A 26,889-nucleotide genomic window follows, 5' to 3' on the forward strand; every position below is an offset into this window, starting at 1 on the left:
CCAACTTATAATGGATTTTTACCGTTTTTTATTTTAAATCATCCTACCATTTATAAGTAAAATCAATCCCACAAAGAACATAATCCAAGAAAGGGTCGAACTTGTTCTTTGATCAAAAAGTTTTTGAATTTTTCTTAAAGGTTTATTCATAAATCGGCGGAATAATAGATGTAAGCATAGTAGGATGATCCCTGGTGCAATCATTACTAAATTGTATCCTGCCAATAAAGGTAACCATTCATAAAACACTATTTGATTACTCGTTAAAATACCTATTGCCGCGAAATAAGGAAGAGCGGTTGCAACTTCTAAAATAGAAGTTGTGAAACCTAAAGCTACCATAGAGCTCACATGTAAAGATTTTGGTTTAGGTGATCCATTTGCCGTTCTTTTTGGTACTAACCAACTGCCAATAAATAAAACTCCTCCTACAATGGTCATGATTAATCGAGCTGAGTAACTATCTAGTAAATTAGAAATAGGGCTGAATATGACACCTAGACCTAACATTAAAAAAATCCCAGTACTAAAGTAAAACAACCCAACAGTCATTAAATAGGTTAATAAAAGGCGGGTCTGCTTTTTTTTAGCCACAAGCAATATATAGACGGATACGCCAATTATAGAAGGACTAAACATGTCTAACAAAGCTAAGGTGCCAATCAGTAGCAACATTTCTATGTTCATGATTGTGACTTTCCTAACGCCTGTTTTTTTGTTTCATAAACATGAAAAGCCTGCTCTATAAAATGTAGAAATTCTTCCTCTAAAGGATATAATCCTATTTGTTCAGATTTATAAGTAGATTTTCTTATCGTCCACATCTTCTCTAAAAATTCATCATTTCCGTTATATTCTACCTTGGCCTTTTCCATCATTCGTTTAATAATAAACTGCACGGAATCGGCTTCAGGGCTTTCCTTATGAAGCTGCTTTAATTGACCTAATAAACCAATCCACTCTAAAGAATTAGGATCATTTTGATTTAAATTGGGTAATTTTCGGAAAAGTTCTATTTCCGTAGCTGCAAAAATCTGCTGGCGGAAGGCTTGCTTATTATCTCGTTCTTGATTTGAAAGCTTAATGTACTTTTGGATAAGGGACTCTGTTAACCCACCTTCGATAGACGAAGCATTCTTTAATCCAAGGATGGTGTTCTTCATCTGCTGTAGTTTCTTTTGCTCTTCTGCTACAAAAGCTAACTGATGGTCTAAACTTGCTTCCCAATTCCATGAATTATGGATAAGTGTCTGAATTTCTTTCAACTTGAAGCCTAATGCCTTTAAAAATACAATCTGTTGTAACTTTTTGAGCTCGTTCTCTCCGTAAATCCTATGTCCTCCCTCAGTCTTTGCTATAGGAAGTAACAAGCCGATCTCCTCATAGTAACGTAATGTTCGAACAGAAATGCCAGTTTGTTTTGATACATTGTGAATCGTAAGCAAAGTAATCACTCCTCCTTTCATGCCATTATATAAAATGACGTAACGTCACTTTCAAGAGGGATTGTAAAACTACTTCCTTGGAATCTCTATAACTTAGGAATATAATGGGTGTGTAACTCGAAATTTGTCAAATAACTCGGAAAATATATAGACTACTATAGAAAGAAGGGACATGAAAAGTGGGAACTGAAAATTCCGATCGTTTCCTGACAGCGTTTAATCGAATAGATCATAGACTGAGAGATATTGTAGGTGCTAAGGATTTTATGCCTTTTTATCGGCTGATTGATCAAGCGAAGAAAAAGGATGTCTTGGTGAAGAAATATGAAGATGATCTGCGCTCATATGCAGACTTACGAAATGCGATTGTGCATCATCGTACATCATTACATTATGTGATTGCAGAGCCCCATACTGATGTTGTAGAACGAATTGAATACATAGATGCTACCCTTGCTAAGCCAACGCTTGTAGGGCAAATGTTCCGTAAAAGAGTATTGATTTTTCAAGAAAATGATTCTTTAAGACATGTTTTAAAAGTGATACGTCAGCGCAAATATACACAATTTCCTGTTTATTATAATAAGCAGTTTAAGGGGCTAATCACAACAGTTGGAATCACAAATTGGCTTGCGTCAAAGATGGGTGGCGATCATTTACCGAAAAAAATACCAACACTGCATGATATCTTATTGCATGAGAAAAATAGAGTGAATTACAAATTTGTCAGTAGAACGATATCCATCTATGAGGCTGAGGAAATATTTAAACAAGGAGTCGAAAGAGGGAGACGCTTTGAGGCATTATTAATAACGGAGCATGGTCAACCACATCAAAGATTACTCGGTATTATTACGCCCTTAGATATTGTCAAAATTGATTAACAAAAAACGAGACTAGACAAGCAATTAAGGGCTTGAATGTCTCGCTTTATCTTTTAAGCTGATGTACAAGGAACCATTTGTTTGGACTTGAGCAAAATAAACTTCTTCTACAGAATGCACATTTTGCTTTTTCAATTTCTTTAATACCCAGTCTTCTGTCAGCTCAAGTTCAACAATATTCTCAGTAATAAGTTGACCATCAGAAATAACTTCAGTAGGAAGATAGGTAGGTGGTGATACATCTGCTTTAACATCCTGCTTTGTAGCCACTTGTTCAGAGGTTTTTTGTAGCACACTGAGCTTTCCATTCGTTTCTAGTAAGGCATACTCAACATCTTGTACGGAGAAAATGGCTTGTTCACGTAGCATCATTGTAAGCTCATCTAGATGAAGACGGTTTTTTTGCAATGCAGATTCTAATATAAGACCCTTTTGAATAACAATCGTTGGTTTATCATCAACGAGAACGCGAGCTTTTTTAGATTTAATCGTAATAACGGTCATCAAATACGTTAAAGCACTCCACCAAACGAGCGAAATCAAACCATCTAAAAATGGTGTTTCTTCCTGAGAGGCAATTTCTGAAGCGATCGAACCAAATGTAATACCTGTAATATAATGGAAGAATGTTAACTGGCCTAGTTGTTTTTTCCCAAGTATACGTGCCAAAATTAGTAAGGCAAAAAACGAAAGTGTTGTGCGTAGAATCATTTCCCAAAAGTGAGCATGAATAAAGCTTTCCATGCATATATCAACTCCTTTTACAGCTGTCGAACTATAGCTTGTGCAAAATGGTCGATAGTATGCGACAATCCTGTTTAAACAAAATAAGAGTGAGGTGGCAACATGAATAAACAATTAAATGTAACAAATCCAATCTATCCAATTATGATTGCAATCGGTGTTGCTCACCTTATCAATGATACGATGCAAGCTGTTATCCCAGCGATGTTTCCGATATTTAAGAGTGAATTAGGATTGACCTTTACACAAATTGGAATGATTTCTTTTGTATTAAACATATTTGCTTCTGCATTGCAGCCTGCGGTAGGCTTTATCAGTGATAAAAAACCAATGCCTTATGCTTTACCTATCGGTATGATTAGTTCATTTATAGGGATTGCTATTATAGCGTTCACAACGCAGTATTGGATTATTATTATTGCAGTATTATTTATAGGCTTTGGGTCAGCTATCTTTCACCCTGAGGGATCAAGGGTTTCCTTTATGGCAGCTGGATCTAAACGAGGACTTGCGCAGTCTATTTATCAAGTGGGGGGAAATTCAGGGCAAGCACTGGCACCATTAATAAGTGCTTACATCTTTGATATTCTTGGACAACGTGGGGCTGCGATCATATTAGTCATTGCTACGTTTGGTATTATTTTATTAAGTAAAATTGCTACATGGTATAAAAAACAATTGGAGCAGGAGCGTACAACCAAGAAAAAGCGTGTACTCGTTTCAACATTGCCTCCATTAACAAAGAAACAAGTTGGCATCGCATTAACATTATTATTTATAATTATTTTTGCACGATCATTTTATACAACAAATATAACAAGTTTTTATGTGTTTTATCTAATGGATCACTATGAGGTTAGCCTTCGACTAGGGCAAATATTAATATTCACATTCATGGCATTTGGTGTAGTAGGTACCTTTTTCGGAGGCTCTTTATCAGACCGTATTGGTAGGAAAAATGTCATCATCCTTTCTGTAGTTGGCCCTATGCCATTTTGTTTGGCATTGCCATATGTACCATTATGGGCGGCTATGATATTTTTAGTTATTATTGGTACGTTGATTATGATTAGCTTCTCCGTAACGGTGGTCTATGCGCAAGAGTTAGTCCCAACAAAAATTGGCACAATGGCTGGTTTAACAACAGGATTTGCTTTTGGTATGGGCGCAATAGGGGCAATGGTTATCGGCGTTTTAATGGATCATAAAGGCATTGATTTTACAATGATTGTTGTTTCATTATTGCCTTTATTATTACTAGTTGCCTTCTTCTTACCGAAGGATAAACCTGCTTCAGCTGCTGTCTAATAAAAAAAACGCGTATCTACGCGTTTTTTTTATTGTCTCAATGGAGCTAAAAATTCTGCGGGCAATTTTTCCTGATCGATTACATAGCCCTCTGAAATATGAACTTCATGCATTTTATCGTTGTAAGTAAACTTAAAGATGCCGTTGTCAAAATCTGTGCCAATTTCTTTGAAGAATATACCTTCAATCGATACATACTTAGGACATGTAAATGCTACTTTAAAGTGCTCATGTTCTTTAATTAAGTAAGCACGTACTCCTTTTTCATATGTTTCATTTGCATCATCGTCTGTTGGGCGTTGAACAGCTACGATATGAAAATCAACAAAGGGAACTTCCTTTAACAGTACGTTTAGGAACGAGCCTTTAGTGATTTCCTCCCAACGGCTTTGTGCGCTTTGCCCTACGATAATTTGCGAAATGCTATAATTCTTTGCTACCTCTGCAATAACCTTTTGTATGGGGCGTTTTTCATTATCTTGCAGAATAAATTTTTCGACCTCAAGTTCATCTGATAACTTTTTCCATTGCTCTATATAACTAGATTTCTCTGCGTCAAATGCATCAAGGGGTTGCGAATCGACTGAAAGAATATAGAGTGGGCAATCAAGCATTGTGGCCATCTTATGACCACGACGAATCAAACGTTCGCCATTTAAGCCGTAGTAAACACAAACTAATATACTTTCATCCAAACGCCCTTTTACATGCTTCATAAAAAATGTACACCTCTTATCTGTTGGTATTTTGTTAATTTCACTGTTGATTTTGAAAAAATTATCCTAAAACAGCTAAAATCAATGCTGTTACAGTGCATTATGCTCATTTATATTGTATACTTAAAAATGTATAAAAGTTAACGAAAATGTATTGGAAAACCCTTGAAGGATTAAGCTTAAATCAATAATTAGAGATTATTTAATTTATGCATTCTGTGCATCTATGCTAATTTGCTTTCATATGCCACACTATTATGCAGTGAGTTAAATAGATAGTCAAGTGTCTTCATTAAGCTGATATTAACTGAGTTGTAACTGTATAAATTATCTGATTTTCCACAAGTTATTTAGGCTTGCATCGGGTTAGAAGTGACTAAATAACTAAAATAACCGTTTTTATAAACAATTAAGCACTTTAACACCCCACCACATTCCATTAAATAATTTCAAGAATACATCTAATATGTTCCTTAGCTTGAACAAATTTCTAAAGTCTTAGCACTTTACATACCCATCACCACAAAAATTTGCTAGATGATTTAGATAGTAGGAGGTTTTCATTTGGTCACAGTTCTCATTGCGATACTTTTGCCATTTGTTTGTGCTGCTCTAATTCCATTGCTTTACAGGCGACTAAGGCGTGTCACACATCTTGGCTGGTTTGTTTTATCTGTTCCATTCATCTTGTTTCTTTTACTCGCTCGCTATATTCCTCAATTAGCCGAGGGTAAAACCGTTATTCATACATATGAGTGGATTCCCTCTTTTAATATAAATTTCACAACTTACCTGGATGGACTCAGTATGATTTTTGGTCTGCTGATTACAGGTGTAGGTAGTTTAGTCATTTTATATTCTATTTTTTATTTATCAACGAAAGAATCTCTTCATCATTTTTACTGCTATTTATTACTATTCATGGGCGCTATGCTTGGCGTTGTTTTTTCAGATAACCTAATGGTATTATACACATTTTGGGAATTAACAAGTGTGTCATCATTCCTATTAATCGCATTTTGGCATCATAGAAAGGCATCTCGCGCAGGAGCTAAAAAAGCGATGATGATTACAGTCTTTGGCGGACTCTCAATGCTTGCAGGTTTCTTAATGCTCTATGTAGCTTCTCATACATTTAGTATTCGTGAAATTGTAGCTAATGTAGAGGTTATACGAGATCATGCCTTATTTACGCCAGCCCTTATTCTAATTTTACTAGGGGCCTTTACAAAATCTGCACAATTTCCATTCCACATTTGGTTGCCTGATGCTATGGAGGCCCCAACACCAGTTAGTGCTTACTTACATTCCGCAACAATGGTGAAGGCAGGTATTTATTTAGTTGCTCGTTTTTCACCAGTTTTTGGAGGAGAGGCAGAATGGTTCTGGCTAGTTAGTGTTATCGGCCTCGTTACATTATTCTGGGGCTCATTTAATGCTGTCCGTCAGACGGATTTAAAAGCATTATTAGCCTTTTCAACAGTGAGTCAGCTTGGTTTAATTATGAGTCTCTTTGGTCTTGGGTCTGTTGGTCATTATTATGGCTATGAGGAAAACTCAATTCTTTACACTCAAGCAAGCTTTGCAGCGCTATTCCACCTTGTGAATCATTCGACCTTTAAAGGAGCTTTATTCATGATGGTTGGCATTGTCGATCATGAAGTAGGTACTCGTGATATTCGTCGTTTAGGTGGCTTAATGTCTTTCATGCCTATCACTTTTACAATCGCAGTGATTGGTAGCTTCTCAATGGCAGGATTGCCACCATTTAATGGCTTTTTAAGTAAGGAAATGTTTTTTGCAGCAGTATTGGCTATTCGTGATGTAGAAGCATTCTCTATTGCTGATATAGGGCTGTTTTTCCCAATAGTAGCATGGGTGGCAAGTATCTTTACCTTTGTCTATAGTTTGATTTTAATTAGTCGTACATTTTTGGGCAAACTACAGCCAGAGAAGATTGATAAAAAACCACACGAGGCTCCACTTGGCATGTTAATATCGCCAATTATTTTATGCTTGTTGGTAGTTGGTATCTTTTTCTTCCCTAATATATTAGGTCATTATATTTTAGAGCCTGCTATGGCTAGTATTTATCCAACATTCCCAACTACAAGTGAGTTAACACCACATATTCATGCATGGCATGGCATCAATGCAGAGTTATTGATGACAGTAGGTGTCATTATTATAGGCATTATCTTATTTAAAACATTAAAAAGCTGGAAGCCACTTTATCGTCTATTTTCACAAAAGTATACGTTTAATACGTACTACAATCGAATGATAGAGATGAGTGAAAATGGCTCACAGAGGCTTACCAATAAATATATGACAGGTAATTTAACACATTATTTTATCTATATATATGTATTTTTTGTTGCACTTATCGCTGGTTATTTTGTTTGGTCAGATGCCATGACCTTTAATTTTGACAAAGATTCCGCTATAGAATCCTACGAGTTAATCCTTGTCTTTGTCATGATCTTTGCTGCTGTTTGGATGATTTTCGCAAAGGGGCGGGTGACAGCCATGTTGCTAAATGGTGTACTAGGCTATTCTATTGCCTTCTTCTTTGTTATTTTCCGTGCACCAGACCTAGCTTTAACACAATTAGTTGTTGAATCGGTCACTACAGCTTTATTCCTTTTATGTTTTAAATATTTGCCAGATTTAATGCCAGAGCTACCACGTAAAAGAGTTCAATGGTCAAAAGCATTGATTTCTATTTTTGTTGGTGCAACCGTAACAATTGTTGGTTTAGCCGTCGTACACTATGATCGCTTTGAACCAGTGGCTACTTACTTCAATGATGCCTATGAATTGGCTGGCGGTTCCAACATCGTTAATACAATACTAGGGGATTTCCGTGCTTTTGATACGATGCTAGAGGTTGTTGTTCTTCTAATTGCTGGCTTAGGGGTCTATGCTCTAACAAAGCTTAAGCCACGAAAGGAGGAAGCAGATCATGAAAATTAATGATGTGATATTAAGGACCGTTACCAAAGCGGTCGTGTTCATTATTTTAACACTCGGCGTGTATTTATTCTTTGCTGGGCATCATGCTCCTGGTGGTGGCTTTATAGGTGGTCTGGTGTTAGCCTCGGGCATTGTTTTATTATATCTAGCCTATGATATTGAAACTGTTCATAAAGGGATGCCTTTCGACTTTAAAAAGGTTGCAGCTCTTGGTGTATTGCTTGCAACTGGAACTGCAATAGGTTCGTTGTTTTTCGATGTACCATTTTTAACACAAGCACATACGTATATAGATGTTCCTATCTTTGGGAAAATGGGCTTTTCAACTGTCACTATATTTGAAGCGGGTGTAGCTTTAACAGTGGTGGGGGTTGTTGTAACAATTATTTTAAGTATAAGTGAGGATGAGTAGCCAATGGAGTCTTTAATACTTGTTTTAGTAGGTATATTAGTAGCTGTTGCGACGTACTTAATCCTCTCAAAGCAGTTATTACGTGTTATTTTAGGAACCGCTGTTTTATCTCATGCTGCCCACTTACTGATTCTGACTATGGGAGGTTTAAAAAAAGGGGATGTCCCGTTATTAGGAGAATCAGAGGGACCATATACAGATGCATTACCTCAAGCATTAATATTAACAGCGATTGTGATTAGCTTTGCTGTCACTGCTTTTGTTCTCGTTTTAGGGTATCGTGCGTACAAAACAAATGGTTCAGGGAATTTTGATGAATTGAGAGGTACGCCTGATGAGTAATATGATTGTTTTACCATTAATTGTACCAGTAATTACGGCTATTTTACTGGTGTTTTTAAAAGAGCATGTGACGCTACAACGTATCATCAGCTTATTGACATTGAGCTTTATTATTATCATTAGCGTCATTTTATTAGTAGAGATTCAAGAACAGGGTGTGATGCGCATTGATTTTAGTGGATGGGCACCACCATTTGGAATCTCATTTGTAGCCGATTCATTTGCGACACTATTAGTGTTAGTTGCAAATATTGTAGCCCTCATTTGTATGCTATATGCAATTTTTACAATGGAGCTAAGATATGAAAAAATGTATTTTTATCCATTTACCTTGCTGATGATAGCAGGTGTCAATGGCTCATTTTTGACGGGCGATATTTTTAACTTATTTGTGTGTTTTGAAGTAATGTTGCTCGCTTCCTATGCATTGATTAGCTTAGGTGGCGAAAAAATTCAGCTACGTGAAGCATTGAAATATGTGCTCATCAACATTGTTGCCTCTTGGATTTTCTTAGTAGCACTAGCTTTTCTGTATGGAACGGTAGGCACATTAAATATGGCACATATTTCAGTTCGTGTAATGGAGGCAGGAGCTAATCCTCTTATTACAACAGTAGCGCTTATTTTCTTAATCGTCTTTAGCTTGAAGGCTGGACTTTTATTATTCTTCTGGTTGCCAGGATCTTATAGTGTACCACCAACTGCCATTGCTGCTTTATTTGCTGCTTTATTAACAAAGGTAGGGATGTATGCACTTGTACGTTCCTTTACATTGCTGTTCCCTAACAATCCTGAAGTCACACACACAGCTCTTGGCATCATGGCTGGACTCACAATTATAGCAGGCTGTATCGGTGCACTTTCAGGTCGTGATGTTAGAACAATAGCCTCTTACAATGTACTAATTGGCGTTGGTTTTATAATAATTGGGCTAGCTGTAGGCACAGAGTCAGCCTTACAAGGTGTTATCTACTATTTAATGCACGATATGATAGCTAAGGCTATGTTGTTCTTAGCTGTTGGCATGATGATCTATCTCACTGGGGAAACAGTAATTGATAAGATGAGTGGACTTATTCGTAACTACCCCTTTTTTGGATGGTTGTTCTTTATAGCAATGTGTTCACTAGCTGGTATACCCCCACTGAGTGGTTTTTTAGGAAAGGTTTTAATTGGACAAGGTGCGATCGAAGGTGGCCATTTCGTTCTATTAGGTCTAGGGTTTTTCTCTAGTTTAATTGTTTTATATTCATTGTTAAGGATATTTCTTTCTTCCTTTTTCGGCGAAACCATTATTAGCTTAGAGGATGAAAAACCTTTACCTAAACGTATATTGTTGCCATTAACATTACTAGCTGTTTGCACATTTGGGTTAGGTATTGGGGCAGAAAAACTGGCACCATTTGTCACAGATGCAGCTGAAACACTTTATACACCATCTATCTATATCGATGCAGTTTTAGATGGCGAACAATGGCAAGGTGAGGTGAATAAATAATGGCGATGCAGTTTATTTTAAATTTATTTATCGCAACACTTTGGTTACTTCTACAGGATGAAGTGACACCACAATTTTCAACATTTTTAATGGGTTTTGTTGTAGGTATGGGTATTCTATATGCGATGCATCGCTTTTATGGTACTCAATTTTACATGAGGAGAGTCTTTTCCATTATCAAGTTATTATGGCTGTTTAACTGGGAACTATTTTTATCAAGCTATAGTGTATTAAGACAAATCACTACACCTAAGCTAAATATTACACCGGGTATTTTCACATATAAAACTGTATTAGAGGGTGATTGGGAGATTACAGCTCTTGCCTTACTGTTAACGTTAACACCTGGCTCTGTCGTCATGGAGGTATCGGAAGAGGGAGATGTCTTTTATATTCATGCTATGGACATAGAAGAGTCAAAGGATGCAGTTATACGATCAATTGGAAAATTTGAACAAGCAATAATGGAGGTGACACGCTAATGATTAACAATATATTACTTCTTGCACTTGCTTTCTTCAGTATTTCCATTGCGCTGTCGTTATATCGTGTTATTCGTGGTCCATCAATGCCTGATCGAGCGATAGCTCTCGATACAATTGGTGTTAATTTATTATCGGCTATTGCGATTGTCTCTATTATATTGAAGACTAAAGCATATTTAGAAGCTATACTTATTTTGGGCATTTTAGCGTTTATCGGAACGATTGCATTTACAAAATATATAGAAAGAGGTGTAATTGTTGAACGTAAATCAAATGATTGAATGGGCAGCAGTTATCCTTATTCTTATAGGTTCCATTGTGAGTGTTATTAGCGCATTTGGAATGATTCGCCTACCAGATGTTTATACACGATCACATGCTGCTACAAAAAGCTCTACATTATCTGTCTTAACCTGTTTGTTAGGAGCGTTTATCTATTTCTGGGTGCATGACGGTTTTGTTAGTGTACGGCTCATTTTAGGTATTCTTTTCGTCTTTGTGACAGCACCCGTTGCAGGGCATTTAATTTGTCGTGCAGCCTATCGTTCTCGCGTTCCATTAGCCAAGGGCTCTGGTGAAGATGAATTAAAGTCAAAACTGTTCCCTGAAGAACATACGATAAAATAGAAGGAGAACTGCTTTGCCCTAAAGCAAACATAGATTGTTCAAAGAGAGCGGGGAAATCCCTGCACAAGAGATGAGAGAGCATTGGCTAGAAGGTAGTAAACATTGGACATTTCATAACATTCAAGTGAAAGGGAAGTTGATTGGTTTAATCAACTTCCCTTTCAAATTATTCTTGAAAAACTAATTGATACCCAGAGCCTCTTACCATAACAATTTTAGCTGTATGACCTGGAATCGTTTCAAGTTTTTTTCTTAAATTGCTGATATGAACTCGTAAGGCTTGTGTTTGTCCAAAGCTATCCTCGTCCCAAATAAGTCGGTACAGCTCGGCAGCTGGAAAAGCTTGATTACAATGCTGTGCTAAAAAGAATAAAATTTGGAATTCCTTTGTTGATAAAGTTAATACAGTATCACCAATTGAAACTTTTCCTGAGTGTATATGGAAGTGTAATGTATGAATAATTTTGGTTCCTTCATTTACAGAAGTATGTTCAATTGGTTGTATTAATTTTTTATGCTGCCTTCGTTCAAGTAGCCGCTCAATTGTTTTTAAGAGTCGGTTGTGGTCAATGGGCTTTAAAATATAATCTATAGCCTGTACATTAAAGGCCTCTAAAGCATAATTTTCGTAAGCTGTAACAAAGACAATATCTATATAGCTTGAAACATTTTCTATTTTAGAAGCAAATTCAAGACCAGTCATTTCAGTCATTTCAATGTCTAAAAACAAAATATCAGGTTTTAACATATCAATATTTACTAAACCATCTTTAGGATTCTGGAAGGTTCCAATAATCTCAATAGAGCCACTTGCCTTTAGCATGGATTCTAATAAACGAATGGCTAAAATTTCATCATCTATAATAACTGCTTTTAACAAGCTGCTCACATCCTCTATAAAGTAATTATTGGAAATCTTATTTCAACAGTCGTTCCTTTGTTTTCGTGGCTATCAAAATGGATAGTAGCGTTGTCGAATTTTTTTAATCTTTTGGAAATATTTAAAATACCAATGCCTTGACTAGCTGTTTTTTCACCATTTTGAATTTGCCTTAAAAGCTCTGAAGATATACCAATGCCGTTGTCAATCAGTTGGAAAATTACCATATGCTCTTCCTGCCTTATAACTAATAGTAGCTCGCTAAGCTCTTTTCTGATTTTCAAACCATGAAGAAGGGCATTCTCTACTAAAGGCTGAAGCAGTAAAGGAGGAATAAGGCATTGGATAGGCTCATCCATGCAAATATTAAATTCTAATTGCTCAGGATATCTAGTGCGATGAATATTTACATAGGCCTCAATAAGACTAAGCTCCTTTTCCAAAGGGACGAGACTGTTGGCATTTTCAAAGGCAAAACTATTACGTAAAAATGTGGCAAAATCTGTAATCATTGCCCGTGATTTATCTAAGTCTAAATAGCTTAGAGACAGAATGGAATTTAAGACATTATAAATAAAATGCGGTTTAATTTGTGCCTGTAAAAATGCGGTTTCCATCTTCACAGCTGTTTCTGCAGACTCCTTCAATAAAAGAAGATTGCGTACCCTTGTCTTTAGCTCGGTAGCATCTAAAGGTTTATGTAAAAAATCATTTGCACCAGTTTGAAAGGCTGCAATCATATCCTCTGGGCGAACCGCCGCAGTCAACATTAGAATAGGTAGCTCTGTAGACGTGTAATTTTGTCTAACTTGTTGACATATCTCATAGCCAGAAATAGAGGGCATCATAATATCTAAAATTAATAAATCGATACTAGGTTGTTGTGTAAGGTACTCAAATACATGATGTCCATTATCAATTGCTATAATAGAATAGTTTTCTTGTGTCAATATATCTATTAGTACCTTTAAATTAACAGCATCGTCATCCACAATAAGAATTTTTTTCTTTCCTATTTTTTCAACAATATGTGGAAATGTTAGAAAAGGATGCTGGTATGTTTGGATTGGGATTGATGGTAATTCCTCATTTGTCGGCTGACCTTTTCGTAATTTGAATGAAAAGGTAGTACCTTGTCCGACAATAGAATCCACAAATATTTTTCCACCCTGCCGCTCGACAAGCTCCTTTGTAATATGTAAACCTAATCCACTGCCACCGATTGAATAATTGAATTGTTGGAATGGGTTAAAAATGGTTTTTAAATTTTCTGGTGCTATCCCACACCCAGTATCCTTAACCTCAATTACTAGGAATGACTGTTTCTCATAACAAGTTATATCAATTTTTCCTTCATTTGTATACTTCACTGCGTTATGAATTAAATTATATAAAATTTGGCGAAGACGGTTTTCATCAGCTTGGACAAAGGTTCCCCGTTCTATATGATTATAAATTTTGACATTCTTGCTAATCGTGTAGGAAAGCACTTCTACAGTCATATGTGCAATGGCATATAAATCTACAGATGTCATCCGCAATGTTAATTCATTCTCCTTCAGCTTTGAAAAATCAAGTAAATCATTGACTAAATAGGATAGACGTTCTGCAATATTGAAAATAAGTGATACTTTTTCTTTTTGTTCGTCCGCTGAGATAGGTAAACTATTATCCTTTAGCATAGACTGCGAAATGCCTATAATGCCATGTAAAGGCGTTTGGAATTCATGAGAGGTTTTAGCGAGAAACTCATCCTTTAATTTATCTACACGTATCAGTGCCTCTGTTAGCTTGCCTTTTTCTAAATAAGAATCTGCAAAACGATGAGAAATATATAGGGAAAGCATTGTCAGGCAAATAAATGGTAACAATGGTGGTAGAGCACTCAGTTCAAGATTAATATTTGTATTTAGCGTTGCAACGATAAAATAAAGCAAAATGGCTAGGGAGCTTAATGTTAAATACATTACTCCAGTCGCACGTTTGTAAATTGCTATAATTTGCACATAGAAAATATAAACAATATTTGCGAATACATACAATGAGTTGATATTCTGAAATAGTGAATTAATGGATGTTGGAAGCAATGCAACAAGCATTAGAAGGGTACCTATTGCGCAAAACACTTTCACAACTAAACGGTTCATATGGTTTATTAGAGCACGGTAAAAATATAACAATATAAAAAGGCCTACAGCTATACTAGAGATCATTTGTATTTTCTGAAATGGAGCATAGGGAATATTTATAAAGTCTAGTAATAACTTTTCCCCATGAGTAAGGGTGTAGACCCCACTTGCAAAACAAAATATAGAGAAGTAAAGCTGTTCTATACCAAATTTTGAATAAAGATATGAGCCAAAAAAATAGATAAACATTGTTAAAAAACCTGCTAGGGTAATTAAATCGTAGAATATGGCACCCTCTCGAAGCTTTGCAATACTAGATTGATCCCCTAAAAAAATGGAGCTAATAATTCCTCCTCCTGGTGCATAATCAAAATTGGCAACATGTACAATCAATTCAAGTTCTTTTTTATCAGGCGAAAAATAAGCGGTATATGGGGTATTGTGGGGTATATAGCTGCTATCCTCAGCTGGCTCTCCACTATGTCCAACTCGCTTTCCGTTAATATACAATGCGTTCGACATTCGAATGTTACTCGTTTTAATTCCTAAAATATCTTCGGTATCATCGATTAAAACCTTGAGACGATAAGTCCCACTTTCAAATACAGGTATTTGTTGCCCATCAATTGTATATTTTGTCCAAGCTGAAGGGACATTAACAAGATAGCTTTGATAGGAATCAAAGGCTTCACCGTCCACTAAATGATTCGGGATAAATTCCCACTCCCCATCTAATTTGATAGGCGTATTATCGTGAAATGAATGATGACGTAAATCCATCACACCTTCAATCGCTTGCGGCCCATGCGACTTAGGTTGAGTTAAGAAAAAGGTAATGCCTGCTATCAGCACTGAGCCAATAATAATTGCGAACAATAACGATAATTTTTTCATCGTAAAAATCCCTTTCAAATGATTTATTTGGATTATACAAGATAACTTACGGCATTAATACAAAATTCCTACTAGCGATGAAATCTAAATATTGCGAGCTTAAAGGATGGCGATAATCTCTATCTCTGAACTGTTGAAATTAAGTTGTTTTTATGATGGAGGAATAAATAATGCTAAAACGGAAAATAGTAAAGTTACTTTGTAAAATGAATGAAAACAAAAAATAAATTGACTTATCAGAAAATTATGCATATAATATTTAGCTAAAATTTTTTTAGTTTATCTTGATTATTATTTCAAAAGAGTATATCTTAATTAGCAGATAGATTTTTTATTCTTCAACATGAATAAATATCCAATCAACTATATTCGAGAAATGTATTCTCATACACAATAAATTATAAATAAAAGGAGTTACAATTTATGAAGAACAAGTTATTCATCATGATGCTGGTACTAGTAATAGGTGTACTTGCAGCATGTGGCACTAAAGACAATAATGCAAGCGATACAGGATCTACTACGGATACAGAGGGTAAGCAAGTATTAAAAGTTGGTACATCAGCCGACTATGCGCCATTTGAATATGTGGATGCAGCAAAAGGCGAAGAAATTATTGGATTTGATATTGATCTAATCAAATTAGTTGGAGAAAAAATAGGCGTTGATATGCAAGTGCAAGATATGGACTTTAACAGTTTAGTGCCAGCACTACAAGCAGGGAAAATTGATGTCGTTATTTCTGGTATGACACCGAATCCAGAGCGTGAAAAAGTGGTAGATTTCTCAGATAAATATAATGAAACAGAGCAAGTAATCCTTGTTAAAAAGGATAGCGGTATTAAAAAAGAAGCTGACTTAGCTGGTAAAAAAATAGGTGTACAAACTGCATCTATTCAGGAAAACTTAGGTAATGAAATTGCGAAAAAGGTTGATGTAACAGTAGAAGGACGTACGCGAATCCCTGAGATTGTGCAAGATATGATGTCTAAACGTTTAGACGCAGGTATTTTAGAGGGTGGCGTTGCGAAAGGCTATTTAAAAACGAATGATCAATTAGAGGCTTTCCCAGTGGAAGAACAGCCTGAAGATTTCAAAGCAATCGCTGTTCCAAAAGGAAGCGATTTAAAAGATAAAATTAATAAAGCTTTAAAAGAGCTAGCTGAAGAAGGCAAAATCAAAGAGTTAGAAGAAAAATGGTTAGAAAAAGTTGAATAATAATTGCGTGCGATAGCTCTACTTTTGGGCTATCGCTTGTGCTTTTCATTATTATCCTTTAAGCCTCTTCTAAATTTGTGTTTGGTACAAAAAACAAAGCTACATCATGATGAAAAAGAAAGGAGGGAGCGCTGTGAATTTAGATTTTACAGCTATCGTTCCCTCTATTCCTTATATTTTAAAAGGGATAGGTGTGACACTTCAAATTGCAATCGGTGCATCCATCATTGGTTTTATCGTAGGTATACTTTTAGCATTATGTAAAATTGGTAAAGTGAATTTTTTACGTTGGTTTGCTGATTTCTATACGTCGATTTTCCGCGGTACACCTCTTGTATTACAATTACTAATTATTTATTATGCAGTACCACAATTACTAGATATCCAAATTGAGCCTATTCCAACAGCAATTATTGCTTTTGGTTTAAACTCAGGAGCATATATTTCAGAGATTATCCGTGCGGGTATCAATGCAGTTGATAAAGGACAAATGGAAGCTGCACAAGCATTGGGTATTCCATATGCAAAAATGATGAAGGATATTATTATTCCGCAAGCAGTAAAAAATATTTTACCATCCTTAGTAAATGAATTTATTACATTAAATAAAGAAACGGCAGTTGTGACAGTAATCAGTGCATTAGATATTATGCGTCGTGCCTACATTGTAGGAGGCTCGACATACCGTTATCTTGAGCCATTACTTTTTGCAGGGGTAATCTATTACATCATGACGCTTGTTTTAACGTTCCTTGGTAAACGAATTGAGAAAGGAATGAGAAAAAGTGATTAAAATTGAAGATTTACACAAATCTTATGGGCAGAATGAAGTACTAAAGGGTATATCAACTGAAGTTAAAGAAAAAGAAGTAATTGCTATTATTGGACCTTCAGGATCAGGTAAATCGACATTTCTTCGTTGCTTAAATTTATTGGAAACTCCGACAAGTGGGAAGGTAACGATTGCAGGGGATGTCCTGACAGATAAAGGGACAAATATAATGAAAATACGTGAAGAAGTAGGCATGGTATTTCAGCATTTTCATCTTTTCCCTCATAAAACTGTGCTTGAAAATTTAACATATGCGCCAATCAATGTGAAGGGTTTGAATAAGGCTACAGCTATCAACAAAGCAGAAGAGTTACTAAAGAAAGTAGGTCTGTTTGAGAAGCGTCAAGAATATCCAAATCGCTTATCGGGAGGACAAAAGCAACGTGTTGCTATTGCGCGAGCACTTGCCATGGACCCTAAAGTTATATTATTTGATGAGCCTACATCGGCACTTGACCCTGAAATGGTTAAAGAGGTATTGGCCGTTATGAAAAACCTCGCAGATTCTGGGATGACCATGTTGATTGTGACACATGAGATGGGCTTTGCTCGTGAAGTTGCTGATCGTATTCTTTTCCTTGATGGCGGCAAGCTCATTGAGGATGCTCCTCCAGAACAGTTTTTTTCAGCGCCATCAACACAGCGTGCAAAGGATTTTTTAGAGAAGGTTTTATAATAAAACAACAGGCATTTAGCTTCTCCGTTAGATGAGAGCTAAATGCCATTTTTATTGAAAGGACATATCAAATTGAGTCTGTAAGGTTTCTAATGTAAATAGTTCCTCAATATGATAGGCTCCTGCTGGATGTTTATTGTTAAGGAGATCGTTAGCTATAAATGCTGCAACTTTCGCTGTTACAAGTGATTCATCGCGATCAAGAAAGTCTAAGGTGAAGCTTGCTTCTTTGTGATGTTTTTTCCCAATGGCTTCTATTTGTATTCCACACACATCAGAACCAATTTTAATTTTTTGAATAAGTGAAGCGAGCATGATTTGTAGACGATTAAATTTTAATAAGCATGCAATTCTACTCTTTTGTAAAAAGGATACAAATTTATTGAGTGGCTCAACATCAAAGCCTAATCTTGTGACGATAGGAATAGAAGGGAAATGCTTTGTTAATGTATGCTGGTCAGAGAAATTAAATTGATACACACTTCGTTTCCCAATCTTTTTAAATTTAACGGTTCTCTTATTAGTAAAATTAGCAACCTTCTGATTCTTGTAGCTACTAAACGGTTTATTTAATTGATGCAATATCCAAAGAATTGCCGCGGTGCCATGTGTATCACCTGCCCCAAGTAAGATGGAAATATGCATCTTCTCGAGGCTGGATAATTGCCTTGCAGCATGCATGACCATTAAGTTGGTCAAACCTGGAGCCATACCAACACTAAAAATGGCTGTAGAATGTTTCTGTACAGCTAGTAAGTGGAGTGCCTCTAACTTTTTAAGGAAGGTATAACTTGCAGTAATATCGATATAGATAATCCCTTTATTTAAGCAAAGCTGTGCAAATGTAGTATCTTTTTGCTCTAGACACATAATGACCAATGATACATTTTCTAATTGCTCTGGGTGCACTTTTGCCAACACATCCAATTGAAGAGGTCTTACTAAGTTTTTGTGCTGGACACAGAAATCCTTAGCCTTTTCTATATTTCTTCCTGCAATCCATATTCTGTTGGGATAGCTTTGCAACAATAATTTTGCAATTTTCCCTCCCACTTCACCATAGCCTCCGATGATTAAGATATTCCCATTTTTCATATAGCAGTTCCTCCCTTAATAGCAACTAAAGCGTCAATCATATGTGTTTTAAAATAGGGAAGGATTGTTGTAAAGCCAGCCTCTTTCAGTAAATTAATAAGCAATTCAAGAGTAATCGGATGGGTTGTTACGCTAAAGGATTGCTCAAAGCGTTGCCAATGATCCTCACTTATTCCGTTATGAAGCATGGAGCTTCGCCAATAACAAAGCTCATGTTTGAACGTTTGTGAAGTTAAATCAGCATTTATTGACGAAATAAATAACACACCATTTTCTTTTAAGCTATCCGCAATCTTTTGAAGCATTGTTCTCTTTCGGTCAAGGCTTTCTATGAAATGTAAAACCAAATGACAACTAGCTACATCGAAGACCTCATTTACTCTTAAGGATAGTAGATCCTTCTCAACCCACATAATAGTAGGTCGTTGTGGTAGCGAGTCAATTTGCTTAGCAGCCAGCTCCAGCATTACCTTTGAGGAATCCACTGCTGTGAAATGGGCAGAAGGAAATGATTTGCCTAATGTGAGTAATTCCTGTCCGCCTCCAGCGCCTACCACTAAAAATTTATTTACAGTAGTAAGATCCTGAAGTATATTGACCATCATGTCATAAATAAGGTTATAGCCTATGATTTTTTGTCGAATGGACTGTTGATAAGTGTTGACAGAAGGACTGTCCCAGCTATGTATAGATCTATTCATTAAAATACCTCCAAAAAAATTATTTTTATGCGTTAAAATTTCGAGAGCAATTCCTTCATCTTTAAGCAATCATTCTGATGAAAGGCTGATGATTGTTTAGTGAAGTCACCTAGTATCTGTGTAGGACTATTCCCTAAAAATATCTGGTGGACCACCTTAACTAGGTATGAAAATAGTTTGATGTGCTAGACCTCCTATAAGTTGTAATGGCAATCTTTTTGCATATAGATTAGCTCCCATATTAAGAGGAAGTACCATAAATTGTGCTTGTTTTTTGTATTTGAGCTAAAAGGGTATCTACTGTTTCCCAGGTAATAAGTTCATTATCCTTCTGTTGTTTTGCCAATAGGATGCTTGGCAAAATAGCAGGCGATTTAGGTGCACGAATAGTAGCTTTAAGAGTTTGCTGTTCTTCTGAGATCTCACCACCCACAATTGTTTGAGATGATTTCTCTGAGCAGTCACTATTAACGGAAGTAGCTAGCAAGACAATAATGAAAAATAATTTTTTATAAAATAGTATTCCTCCTTGTTGAACTTCTGTACAATTCAATTAAGAATTATTCTCAATTATAAACTTTCGAAAAAAAAGAACTATCCCATATTTCTGGGGGGAGGTGGGTGTTTATGAAGGAAACACAATATTGGCAACGAAAATCTGACCAATGCTTAAAGCACAGCAAAAATTCATTTGAATATCGGCAATTGATGATTGAAGCTCTACGGAAACATATAAATTTTGATGCGTATTGCTGTACATTAACGGATGTACATACACTTTTTTCGGTAGGAGCAGTTACTGAACAATCAATAGAGGCGATTCATCAGAAGATTATGGAATTGGAATATACGACAGAAGATGTAAATAAATATGGATTCTTAGTACAAAGTGGGCAAAACATAGGCAGGTTAAGCGATTCCTCAAGTCGAAGCTTTCGCTATAGAGAAGTTTTAATGCCCAATGGCTATAGTGATGAAGTAAGAGCCGCATTAACTTACCAAGGACAATGCTATGGTTTTTTAACACTATTCAAAAGAGCTGAAAATGATCAGCCTTTATTTAAAGATCAAGATGTGGTGATTATAAAAAGACTGATACCAATTATGGGTGAATCATTAAAGAAGTTCTATCATTATATTATTGAGGAGAGGATTCCAGCTGTAGAAGGAGAACAAGGCATTGTTATTTTTGATAAAGAGTTAAAAATTCTTTCAAGTAATACCAAAGCTTGTGAATTGCTATCCATTTTAAGAAAGTATGAAAGTTTAGCAGAAATTCAAGTTCCTAAGCCTATTCAAGCTCTCTGTGCAAAACTACTTGCTGACAAGTACAATTCAAATACTTCTTTAATAGTACCTATCAAAGATACAGGCTATATTGCTATTCGGGCATCACTTTTGCTGACAAGCCAACAAGAACAGCAAATTGCTTTATTAATAAATGAAGCACCATCAAGAGAAATGCTCAATTTCTTAATAACGGCCTATAACCTTACCCCCAGAGAAAAGGAAGTAGTATTTGAAGTTATTAAAGGGATTCCTACAAAAGAGATTGCTTATAATCTTAATATTTCAACCTACACAGTACAAGATCATTTAAAGGTAATTTTTCAAAAAGTAAATGTCTCAAATCGAAATGAGCTAGTATGGAAAATTTTTTCCCGCTTCCAATTAGATTAATAAGTTGAACTAACGAATCTGCTAGCTCTCTAGCAGATTCTTCATGTTGCTGAAAAAAGATGATGTCAACGGCATAAAAAGCGACTTTGCAAGGTGAGCGGATGATTTCCGTTCCGCCAGCGTCCTTTCCAGGAGGCGTCCGATGAGCTGCTTCAATCACTAGCGTTGGCTCTAGGGTATCCACTGTGACGCTAAATCCCTTAGGAGTGACGCTGGCTCCACTCCAATCAAAAGTGTCTTTTCCTTATCTTTCATACTTAGCTGTAGTAAACAAAATAGCCCATTATTTGTATTACTAGAGAAAGGATAGGATTTTTTTCATTGTAGAGAAGTGATGGGTGACAACACTCTTCATAAAGAGTAGTGAAGACCTCCACCTTATTTGAAAACCTTTGCTAAAAAGGTAACACTTTTGTGGGGCGGATTGGAAGGCTACTTGACTCCGGTGGGATAGCGAGACAGGCGAACCCTGCATGGAATGGAAGCGGATCAGCGCTCGCCTACAGGAAAGTAAGTATAATGGAATTAAATCCATTTGATAGTTAAAAAGAAGCCAATAACTACACTTTAGCTACTAGTATCACTAATCATAATAAAAGGTTAAGAAAAATTAACCTAAAAAATGGAATAAATTCATAGTGAAATCTATTGACCTATAATATAATGAAAAAAAGGCTAAAAGCCACAAAATAAATGCAATAACAGACTTTTTATTTGGGTATTAAGTAATATTTATTACTAGGATTTTAAAAATCTGAATTTTGTGATAAATGAAGTATGGGATATATAGGATATGACTCTATAATTAGTAAGCTATTCAAGAAAAGAAGGGGGCGAGAGGATGGAAGTAGAGCTTAAGTCTATTACGAAAGACGACGAGCCATTCCTTTACGAAGTCTATGCTTCTTCTCGTAGGAAAGAAATAGATTCATGGGGATGGTCTGCTGAACAAATACAGCACTTTTTAGAAATGCAGTGGTGCGCACAACAAACCTCATATAGACAACAATTTCCACATGCAAGCCATTGTATTATTACTTCAGATGAGCAATATGTGGGGAGATTGTTAACAGAAGATTTACCTGAGCGACTATATATAATTGATATTTCTATTTTGCCAAGTTTTCAAGGTAATGGAGTAGGATCTTATCTCATTAGCAATCTTCAGCAAAAGGCAAAAGAAGAAAATAAACCAGTGATATTACAAGTTCTTCATACAAATCCTGCAAGAAATCTATATGAGAGACTAGGATTTCATGTAGTGTCAACTGATGAACTCTATTTAAAAATGAGGTGGCAATAAACGTATCAAGTCTTTTAAAGCTGCCTCTCGTCCATTATTAAAAACTAAAGAGAGGTGAATGTGAAGTGCCAATATCAAATTCGGCTTTACAGACATATGAAGAAAATTTACGGCAAACGATTCAGTACTTTTTTAATTTAGAGGGACAAATCGAAAGTGTCATTGTACACATTGACAGCAGTATCAAAAACTATATTCAAAAAAAAGAAAGGAGATTTTTATTAGCAAGTAAAAAGAAAGAGAAACATCTCGAAGAAGTAAGAATACTACAATCGGATTTACAAAAATCTTTAATTGGTATGGCACATATTAAACAGCTACTTGTCAATGAAATAAACACTTTGCAAAAAAATAACAGAGAATTACAGCAAACTTTTAAGGAAATGCTTCCCCTACTTCCATTTGCAGTATCAAGCATCCCTTTTGAGACAAGTTTTTCTTCAAATGTTCAATTCAACATATTGCTGTCCCTCTTAATTCAAAAAGAGATAGTAACAAAATTACCCCTTCTAACTGCAACAATTGAATCGAGTCAAGTAAATGAAATAATAGTAACCCTAGACAAGTTTGATGTGAACATAAAAGAGCAAATAAATGAAGCAAAAAGCAGTGTTGCTAAACTAATGTCAATCATAATGGATACTGAAAATGAATTGGACAAACTATTTGGCGATGTCGTCTCTAATTTAAATCAAAGTGATAAGTTGTCAGAATCGCCCTATACGCAACTTGATTTCATTGCTGAGATTAAAAGCAAAGGTGAGCAGTTGAAAATATGGGCCGATCATTATCAAATGCTTCATACAATGCTTGAAAAAGATATGGAATTCCAAGAAGCTGTACAACTAACGGCAAAAGTATTAAGCGAAAGTTTAGAGGAATCAGCGCAAATCTATCAAAACCAGAGAGTTTTACAAGGAGCTTATCTACTTGAAACAGGCGCGACCTATGTGACATTAGCAGAAGATTTAAAGCTTTCTGAACAACAGGCAAAGCTAATAGTAGCAGCATACTTATTGCTAAACCAAGAGAGCTTAGTAGTAGTTGCTGAACAAGTGAATTTGGAATTGATGGAGATTGAAGCTTTTTATAAAGAAAATAAAGAATTTTTTTCTTTAATTATTTCCTAAACAGAAAGGAGAAAATGCTATGCCAATTTCGGAATACCAATTAGACAATTATGTGAAGGAACTTCAACCCAGTATTAAAAATATAATTGAACTAGAAGACAAGCTTGGAAAAGCCGGTGGAGATATAGACAGTATTTTATCCAAATTAAACGATGAAGGATTTGATCTAGGTGCATGGCTTGGTGACAATCTATTTCGGACAGATAACCCGAAAAGGAAAGAAACAGCTATTCAACTGTTAAATGACTTAAACAATGAATTAAGTAATGCAAAAATTGATTTAAATATTTTAAAGCATGATATTCAAGACGAATTAAATACTTTATTAAAAGAGTATGGGGACTGGAAAACTTACTTTGATAATAGGTTACCATTTATTGCGTTTTCCATAGCTGTACCTAAATTCCAAGCTTTTAATCCCTTTCATCGATTAATGCTAGGGTTTGTATTAACCGTCGTATTGAAAGATATATTACTACCAATATTTGAGGTATTAGGGTTAGGTGTTGTAGGTCTTATTGTTGTTGTGGTGTTAATAGATGGAATAATTCAAGGCGAAAAAAGAATGGAGCTATTTGAAAATATCCAAAAAGAAACAAAGGCTGCAATGGAGGATGTTAAAAAGCTAAGGCAGGATATCAATGATGTGCAGGTGCAAGTAAATGCCTTTTTTGAAGATGTGGCAAAGAGCTTTCAAGAAACAGGCATGTTAACAAAGCCATATACAAACCATCAGGAGCTAGTATCGTTCGTTAAACAACAGGCTGGCACATTAAGACGTTGGTCGGATCAATATGATTCGATGAAGCGAATGATTAATAAAGGCTTAGATATTGAATTTTCAGCAGAAGTGGTTGCTGCAAATCTAGTAAATAAACAAGATGATGAAAATGAATTAGACAATTACAGCAAACTGTTAATGGGTGCCTACCTTATTGAAATGGGAGAGCCCAATAGTGTAGTTTCTCAAAAGCTTGATATGTCCCTAGAAAGAATTAAAAAAGTAAAAGCAACCTACATGTTATTTAAAATGCATACACCAGATGAAATTGCACAAGTCTTGGAAATGGATGTAAACGAGGTCATGACAATTCAAGAGACAAATAGCGATTTAATAGCAATTGTTAGCTAAAAAATAATCTTAGAATGGATGGATAATATGGCGATTACAGAAGCGACATTAGCAACCTATGTAGAAGAATTACAGCCCGCACTAAAAAACATTTATGAAGTAGAAGATAAGCTTGCTGAATGTAAAGAGGGAATTGATAGCATCATTTCTAAGCTATTGGACGAGGATTTAGAAATTAGTGCATGGCTTGGTGATAATCTATTTCGTACAGATAACCCAGAGCGAAAGGCACAAGCAATTAAGCTTTTAAAAGAGCTGAAAAGTGAGTTAAGTGAAACATCAATTGACTTAAATATTTTAAAGCATGATATCCAAGATGATTTAAATAGTTTGCTAATGGAATTCCTCGAATGGAGAAAATGCTTTAAAAATACGTTGCCACTGATTTCTTTATCAATCGTTGTGCCTTCTTATAAAAAAATAGCTTTAGATAAGTATGTGGCGCTTACATTATTTGTAGTTAATCAATGGATTGGAAAAATAAAAGTGCTGGATAGCTTAGTTGCGAAACTAGGTACGCTTGGTGCAATAGCCGCTGTCCTCTACCTTATTACAGGAATTATTCAAGGAGAATTGCGGAAAGAGTATTTTGAAAATATTCAAGCAGAAACGAATAAGGCAAAAGAGGATTTAACGAAGACTAAACAAGAGATTTATCGTGGACAAAGTCAAGTTAATGCTTTCTTTAAAGATCTTGCAATGACATTTAAAGAGACAGAACTTTTACAAGATACTGTTGTAAATCATCGAGAGCTAGTTTTCTTAGTAAAGGAACAAAATTATACATTACGCAAATGGTCTGATCAATTTAATGCGATGAAACGTATGCATGAAAAAGGGATGGATTTATCAGTGGCAGCGAGTATAGCTGCAGAAGCATTATGCAAAAATGCTATGGATCAAAATGAGTTACAAAAAATCACTAATACTTTATTAGGATCGTATTTGATAGAGAACCATACGGATTTAGCTGAAATCTCCAATATTTTAAAAGTTTCTGGAGATCAAGCAAAGAAAATAAAAGCTATGTATATGTTATTTACAAAGCATACACCATCCGAGATAGCAAGAGTTTTAGAAATGGAAATTCAAGATATCGAAGCTATACAAGAAGAAAATAAGGATATTTTAGCGAGTGTTGCTTGATATTGTTTGCAATTTCAGGAAAGAGGTGAGTGGCAAAGCAAAAATGAAAGATAAAGTGAAATTGCAAGTGGCATTAAGTGAAGAGGAAGGTACCCTTTATTCATTATTTGTATCTACAAGAAAAAATGAATTTGCCATATTAGAATTGGATGAGCAACAAATAGAAGGTTTATTACGTATGCAATACGATGCTCAAAAAGCTTCTTATCAGCAACAATTTCCTAATGCTAAATATGAAATCATAATGTACGAAAATTTAGGAATTGGTAGATTGATCACCGAGATACAGCAAGAAGCAATACGTCTGATTGATATTTTTATAATTCCCAAATATAGAGGGAGAGGAATCTGTACAGCGCTATTGAGGGAATTTCAGCATGTAGCTGCTGAATTGAGGTTGCCTATAGAACTTAATGTGTTGATGGGAAATCCTGCACAGAGGTTATATGAGAGATGTGGGTTTGTTGTGACGGGAGAGGTAGGGCCGTATGTGATGATGGCGTGGCATAGGAATTAATAAATGGTTTTTTGAATTTGAACTTGCTAAGTAGTTTTTAGCATTGGAGTTAAAGTGAGGGAATGCTGATTTTTATAAGATCGAATACTAATACGAATTTTTAAGTTAACGTGAGTGTC

27 protein-coding genes are annotated in these 26,889 nt (G+C 35.6%); 18 read left to right on the top strand and 9 right to left on the bottom strand.

Translation table 11 applies throughout. From position 1 onward, the window contains the following. Window positions 1–33: 33 nt before the first annotated feature. Window positions 34–687, bottom strand: a complete 654-nt coding sequence (locus HCH28_RS13550) for a GAP family protein (RefSeq protein ID WP_221681333.1) — start codon at window positions 685–687, stop codon at window positions 34–36. Next, entirely contained in the window at window positions 684–1,454 is a 771-nt protein-coding gene (locus HCH28_RS13555; protein WP_312129265.1) for a MerR family transcriptional regulator, read from the bottom strand. The genes HCH28_RS13550 and HCH28_RS13555 overlap by 4 nt, the downstream gene beginning before the upstream one ends. Window positions 1,455–1,624: 170 nt before the next feature. On the opposite strand from HCH28_RS13555, the gene HCH28_RS13560 reads away from it, so the two are divergent. After that, entirely contained in the window at window positions 1,625–2,329 is a 705-nt protein-coding gene (locus HCH28_RS13560) for a CBS domain-containing protein (RefSeq protein WP_221681335.1), read from the top strand. Between the two features lie 24 nt (window positions 2,330–2,353). On the opposite strand, the gene HCH28_RS13565 is transcribed toward HCH28_RS13560, so the two are convergent. After that, the gene (locus tag HCH28_RS13565; protein ID WP_202342701.1) at window positions 2,354–3,073 is read right to left on the bottom strand and encodes a YetF domain-containing protein; all 720 of its coding nucleotides are present in this window, start codon (window positions 3,071–3,073) and stop codon (window positions 2,354–2,356) included. Between the two features lie 102 nt (window positions 3,074–3,175). Here HCH28_RS13565 and HCH28_RS13570 point away from each other — a divergent pair, with 102 nt between their 5' ends. Next, window positions 3,176–4,381, top strand: coding sequence for an MFS transporter (locus tag HCH28_RS13570; RefSeq protein WP_221681336.1), 1,206 nt, complete (start codon window positions 3,176–3,178; stop codon window positions 4,379–4,381). Window positions 4,382–4,410: 29 nt separating this feature from the next. On the opposite strand, the gene HCH28_RS13575 is transcribed toward HCH28_RS13570, so the two are convergent. After that, window positions 4,411–5,097, bottom strand: a complete 687-nt coding sequence (locus tag HCH28_RS13575) for an adenine nucleotide alpha hydrolase family protein (protein WP_221681337.1) — start codon at window positions 5,095–5,097, stop codon at window positions 4,411–4,413. Window positions 5,098–5,661: 564 nt separating this feature from the next. On the opposite strand from HCH28_RS13575, the gene HCH28_RS13580 reads away from it, so the two are divergent. From HCH28_RS13580 to HCH28_RS13610, 7 genes are read left to right on the top strand one after another with little or no spacing between them, the layout of a single operon-like run. Next, window positions 5,662–8,073: a Na+/H+ antiporter subunit A gene (locus HCH28_RS13580; protein ID WP_221681338.1), complete on the top strand. Its 2,412-nt coding sequence runs from the start codon at window positions 5,662–5,664 to the stop codon at window positions 8,071–8,073. Further along, window positions 8,063–8,485, top strand: coding sequence for a Na(+)/H(+) antiporter subunit B (locus tag HCH28_RS13585; protein ID WP_004233141.1), 423 nt, complete (start codon window positions 8,063–8,065; stop codon window positions 8,483–8,485). The genes HCH28_RS13580 and HCH28_RS13585 overlap by 11 nt, the downstream gene beginning before the upstream one ends. Before the next feature lie 3 nt (window positions 8,486–8,488). Beyond that, window positions 8,489–8,827, top strand: a complete 339-nt coding sequence (locus tag HCH28_RS13590) for a Na(+)/H(+) antiporter subunit C (protein WP_004233143.1) — start codon at window positions 8,489–8,491, stop codon at window positions 8,825–8,827. Then, window positions 8,820–10,325 carry a Na+/H+ antiporter subunit D gene (locus HCH28_RS13595; protein WP_048395766.1) on the top strand — a complete coding sequence of 502 codons (1,506 nt, stop codon included), beginning with the start codon at window positions 8,820–8,822 and terminating at the stop codon, window positions 10,323–10,325. Before HCH28_RS13590 ends, HCH28_RS13595 begins: the two co-directional genes overlap by 8 nt. Next, window positions 10,325–10,807 carry a Na+/H+ antiporter subunit E gene (locus tag HCH28_RS13600; protein WP_221681339.1) on the top strand — a complete coding sequence of 161 codons (483 nt, stop codon included), beginning with the start codon at window positions 10,325–10,327 and terminating at the stop codon, window positions 10,805–10,807. Before HCH28_RS13595 ends, HCH28_RS13600 begins: the two co-directional genes overlap by 1 nt. Further along, window positions 10,807–11,091, top strand: coding sequence for a Na(+)/H(+) antiporter subunit F1 (locus HCH28_RS13605; protein ID WP_004233151.1), 285 nt, complete (start codon window positions 10,807–10,809; stop codon window positions 11,089–11,091). The genes HCH28_RS13600 and HCH28_RS13605 overlap by 1 nt, the downstream gene beginning before the upstream one ends. Then, on the top strand, window positions 11,069–11,437 hold the full coding sequence (locus HCH28_RS13610) for a Na+/H+ antiporter subunit G (RefSeq protein ID WP_004233152.1): 369 nt from the start codon (window positions 11,069–11,071) through the stop codon (window positions 11,435–11,437). The genes HCH28_RS13605 and HCH28_RS13610 overlap by 23 nt, the downstream gene beginning before the upstream one ends. Before the next feature lie 166 nt (window positions 11,438–11,603). Here HCH28_RS13610 and HCH28_RS13615 read toward each other — a convergent pair whose 3' ends face one another. Beyond that, window positions 11,604–12,317 (bottom strand): DNA-binding response regulator, encoded by a 714-nt coding sequence (locus tag HCH28_RS13615; protein WP_009371508.1) that lies wholly within the window; start codon window positions 12,315–12,317, stop codon window positions 11,604–11,606. Between the two features lie 14 nt (window positions 12,318–12,331). Next, a complete protein-coding gene (locus HCH28_RS13620) occupies window positions 12,332–15,340 on the bottom strand; it encodes an ATP-binding protein (RefSeq protein WP_221681340.1) in 3,009 nt (1,002 codons plus the stop codon). 423 nt (window positions 15,341–15,763) lie between these two features. On the opposite strand from HCH28_RS13620, the gene HCH28_RS13625 reads away from it, so the two are divergent. From HCH28_RS13625 to HCH28_RS13635, 3 genes are all read left to right on the top strand, one after another. Next, window positions 15,764–16,558, top strand: a complete 795-nt coding sequence (locus HCH28_RS13625; RefSeq protein WP_004233155.1) for a transporter substrate-binding domain-containing protein — start codon at window positions 15,764–15,766, stop codon at window positions 16,556–16,558. A gap of 133 nt (window positions 16,559–16,691) precedes the next feature. Continuing rightward, window positions 16,692–17,351: an amino acid ABC transporter permease gene (locus HCH28_RS13630; RefSeq protein WP_036075291.1), complete on the top strand. Its 660-nt coding sequence runs from the start codon at window positions 16,692–16,694 to the stop codon at window positions 17,349–17,351. Further along, on the top strand, window positions 17,344–18,066 hold the full coding sequence (locus HCH28_RS13635; RefSeq protein WP_221681341.1) for an amino acid ABC transporter ATP-binding protein: 723 nt from the start codon (window positions 17,344–17,346) through the stop codon (window positions 18,064–18,066). Before HCH28_RS13630 ends, HCH28_RS13635 begins: the two co-directional genes overlap by 8 nt. Window positions 18,067–18,117: 51 nt before the next feature. Here the strand turns inward: HCH28_RS13635 and HCH28_RS13640 are convergent, their stop codons facing one another. From HCH28_RS13640 to HCH28_RS13650, 3 genes are all read right to left on the bottom strand, one after another. Beyond that, window positions 18,118–19,161 (bottom strand): saccharopine dehydrogenase family protein, encoded by a 1,044-nt coding sequence (locus HCH28_RS13640; protein WP_221681342.1) that lies wholly within the window; start codon window positions 19,159–19,161, stop codon window positions 18,118–18,120. Then, window positions 19,158–19,862, bottom strand: a complete 705-nt coding sequence (locus tag HCH28_RS13645) for a class I SAM-dependent methyltransferase (RefSeq protein ID WP_221681343.1) — start codon at window positions 19,860–19,862, stop codon at window positions 19,158–19,160. Before HCH28_RS13645 ends, HCH28_RS13640 begins: the two co-directional genes overlap by 4 nt. Window positions 19,863–20,103: 241 nt before the next feature. Then, window positions 20,104–20,415, bottom strand: a complete 312-nt coding sequence (locus HCH28_RS13650; RefSeq protein WP_221681344.1) for a hypothetical protein — start codon at window positions 20,413–20,415, stop codon at window positions 20,104–20,106. A 74-nt stretch (window positions 20,416–20,489) separates the two neighbouring features. Here HCH28_RS13650 and HCH28_RS13655 point away from each other — a divergent pair, with 74 nt between their 5' ends. The 6 genes from HCH28_RS13655 to HCH28_RS13680 all read left to right on the top strand — a co-directional run bounded on the left by HCH28_RS13655 (window position 20,490) and on the right by HCH28_RS13680 (window position 26,770). Continuing rightward, entirely contained in the window at window positions 20,490–21,542 is a 1,053-nt protein-coding gene (locus HCH28_RS13655) for a helix-turn-helix transcriptional regulator (protein ID WP_221681345.1), read from the top strand. An 841-nt stretch (window positions 21,543–22,383) separates the two neighbouring features. Beyond that, a complete protein-coding gene (locus HCH28_RS13660; RefSeq protein ID WP_221681346.1) occupies window positions 22,384–22,845 on the top strand; it encodes a GNAT family N-acetyltransferase in 462 nt (153 codons plus the stop codon). Window positions 22,846–22,910: 65 nt separating this feature from the next. After that, window positions 22,911–23,975: a hypothetical protein gene (locus tag HCH28_RS13665; RefSeq protein ID WP_221681347.1), complete on the top strand. Its 1,065-nt coding sequence runs from the start codon at window positions 22,911–22,913 to the stop codon at window positions 23,973–23,975. Between the two features lie 19 nt (window positions 23,976–23,994). Next, entirely contained in the window at window positions 23,995–25,107 is a 1,113-nt protein-coding gene (locus HCH28_RS13670; RefSeq protein ID WP_221681348.1) for a hypothetical protein, read from the top strand. 27 nt (window positions 25,108–25,134) lie between these two features. Further along, window positions 25,135–26,253: a hypothetical protein gene (locus HCH28_RS13675; protein ID WP_221681349.1), complete on the top strand. Its 1,119-nt coding sequence runs from the start codon at window positions 25,135–25,137 to the stop codon at window positions 26,251–26,253. Then, on the top strand, window positions 26,243–26,770 hold the full coding sequence (locus tag HCH28_RS13680; RefSeq protein ID WP_320939649.1) for a GNAT family N-acetyltransferase: 528 nt from the start codon (window positions 26,243–26,245) through the stop codon (window positions 26,768–26,770). Before HCH28_RS13675 ends, HCH28_RS13680 begins: the two co-directional genes overlap by 11 nt. The last annotated feature ends 119 nt before the right edge of the window (window positions 26,771–26,889 follow it).

The organism is Lysinibacillus sp. K60, assembly GCF_019731275.1.
Taxonomy (GTDB): domain Bacteria; phylum Bacillota; class Bacilli; order Bacillales_A; family Planococcaceae; genus Lysinibacillus; species Lysinibacillus capsici.

What these genes read in the sequence shown, in the direction of transcription:
- HCH28_RS13550 (WP_221681333.1), bottom strand. Translation starts at nt 687, where the DNA reads ATGAACATAGAAATGTTGCTACTGATTGGCACCTTAGCTTTGTTAGAC.
- HCH28_RS13565 (WP_202342701.1), bottom strand. Translation starts at nt 3,073, where the DNA reads ATGGAAAGCTTTATTCATGCTCACTTTTGGGAAATGATTCTACGCACA.
- HCH28_RS13570 (WP_221681336.1), top strand. Translation starts at nt 3,176, where the DNA reads ATGAATAAACAATTAAATGTAACAAATCCAATCTATCCAATTATGATT.
- HCH28_RS13575 (WP_221681337.1), bottom strand. Translation starts at nt 5,097, where the DNA reads ATGAAGCATGTAAAAGGGCGTTTGGATGAAAGTATATTAGTTTGTGTT.
- HCH28_RS13585 (WP_004233141.1), top strand. Translation starts at nt 8,063, where the DNA reads ATGAAAATTAATGATGTGATATTAAGGACCGTTACCAAAGCGGTCGTG.
- HCH28_RS13590 (WP_004233143.1), top strand. Translation starts at nt 8,489, where the DNA reads ATGGAGTCTTTAATACTTGTTTTAGTAGGTATATTAGTAGCTGTTGCG.
- HCH28_RS13595 (WP_048395766.1), top strand. Translation starts at nt 8,820, where the DNA reads ATGAGTAATATGATTGTTTTACCATTAATTGTACCAGTAATTACGGCT.
- HCH28_RS13600 (WP_221681339.1), top strand. Translation starts at nt 10,325, where the DNA reads ATGGCGATGCAGTTTATTTTAAATTTATTTATCGCAACACTTTGGTTA.
- HCH28_RS13605 (WP_004233151.1), top strand. Translation starts at nt 10,807, where the DNA reads ATGATTAACAATATATTACTTCTTGCACTTGCTTTCTTCAGTATTTCC.
- HCH28_RS13620 (WP_221681340.1), bottom strand. Translation starts at nt 15,340, where the DNA reads ATGAAAAAATTATCGTTATTGTTCGCAATTATTATTGGCTCAGTGCTG.
- HCH28_RS13625 (WP_004233155.1), top strand. Translation starts at nt 15,764, where the DNA reads ATGAAGAACAAGTTATTCATCATGATGCTGGTACTAGTAATAGGTGTA.
- HCH28_RS13640 (WP_221681342.1), bottom strand. Translation starts at nt 19,161, where the DNA reads ATGAAAAATGGGAATATCTTAATCATCGGAGGCTATGGTGAAGTGGGA.
- HCH28_RS13645 (WP_221681343.1), bottom strand. Translation starts at nt 19,862, where the DNA reads ATGAATAGATCTATACATAGCTGGGACAGTCCTTCTGTCAACACTTAT.
- HCH28_RS13655 (WP_221681345.1), top strand. Translation starts at nt 20,490, where the DNA reads ATGAAGGAAACACAATATTGGCAACGAAAATCTGACCAATGCTTAAAG.
- HCH28_RS13660 (WP_221681346.1), top strand. Translation starts at nt 22,384, where the DNA reads ATGGAAGTAGAGCTTAAGTCTATTACGAAAGACGACGAGCCATTCCTT.
- HCH28_RS13670 (WP_221681348.1), top strand. Translation starts at nt 23,995, where the DNA reads ATGCCAATTTCGGAATACCAATTAGACAATTATGTGAAGGAACTTCAA.
- HCH28_RS13675 (WP_221681349.1), top strand. Translation starts at nt 25,135, where the DNA reads ATGGCGATTACAGAAGCGACATTAGCAACCTATGTAGAAGAATTACAG.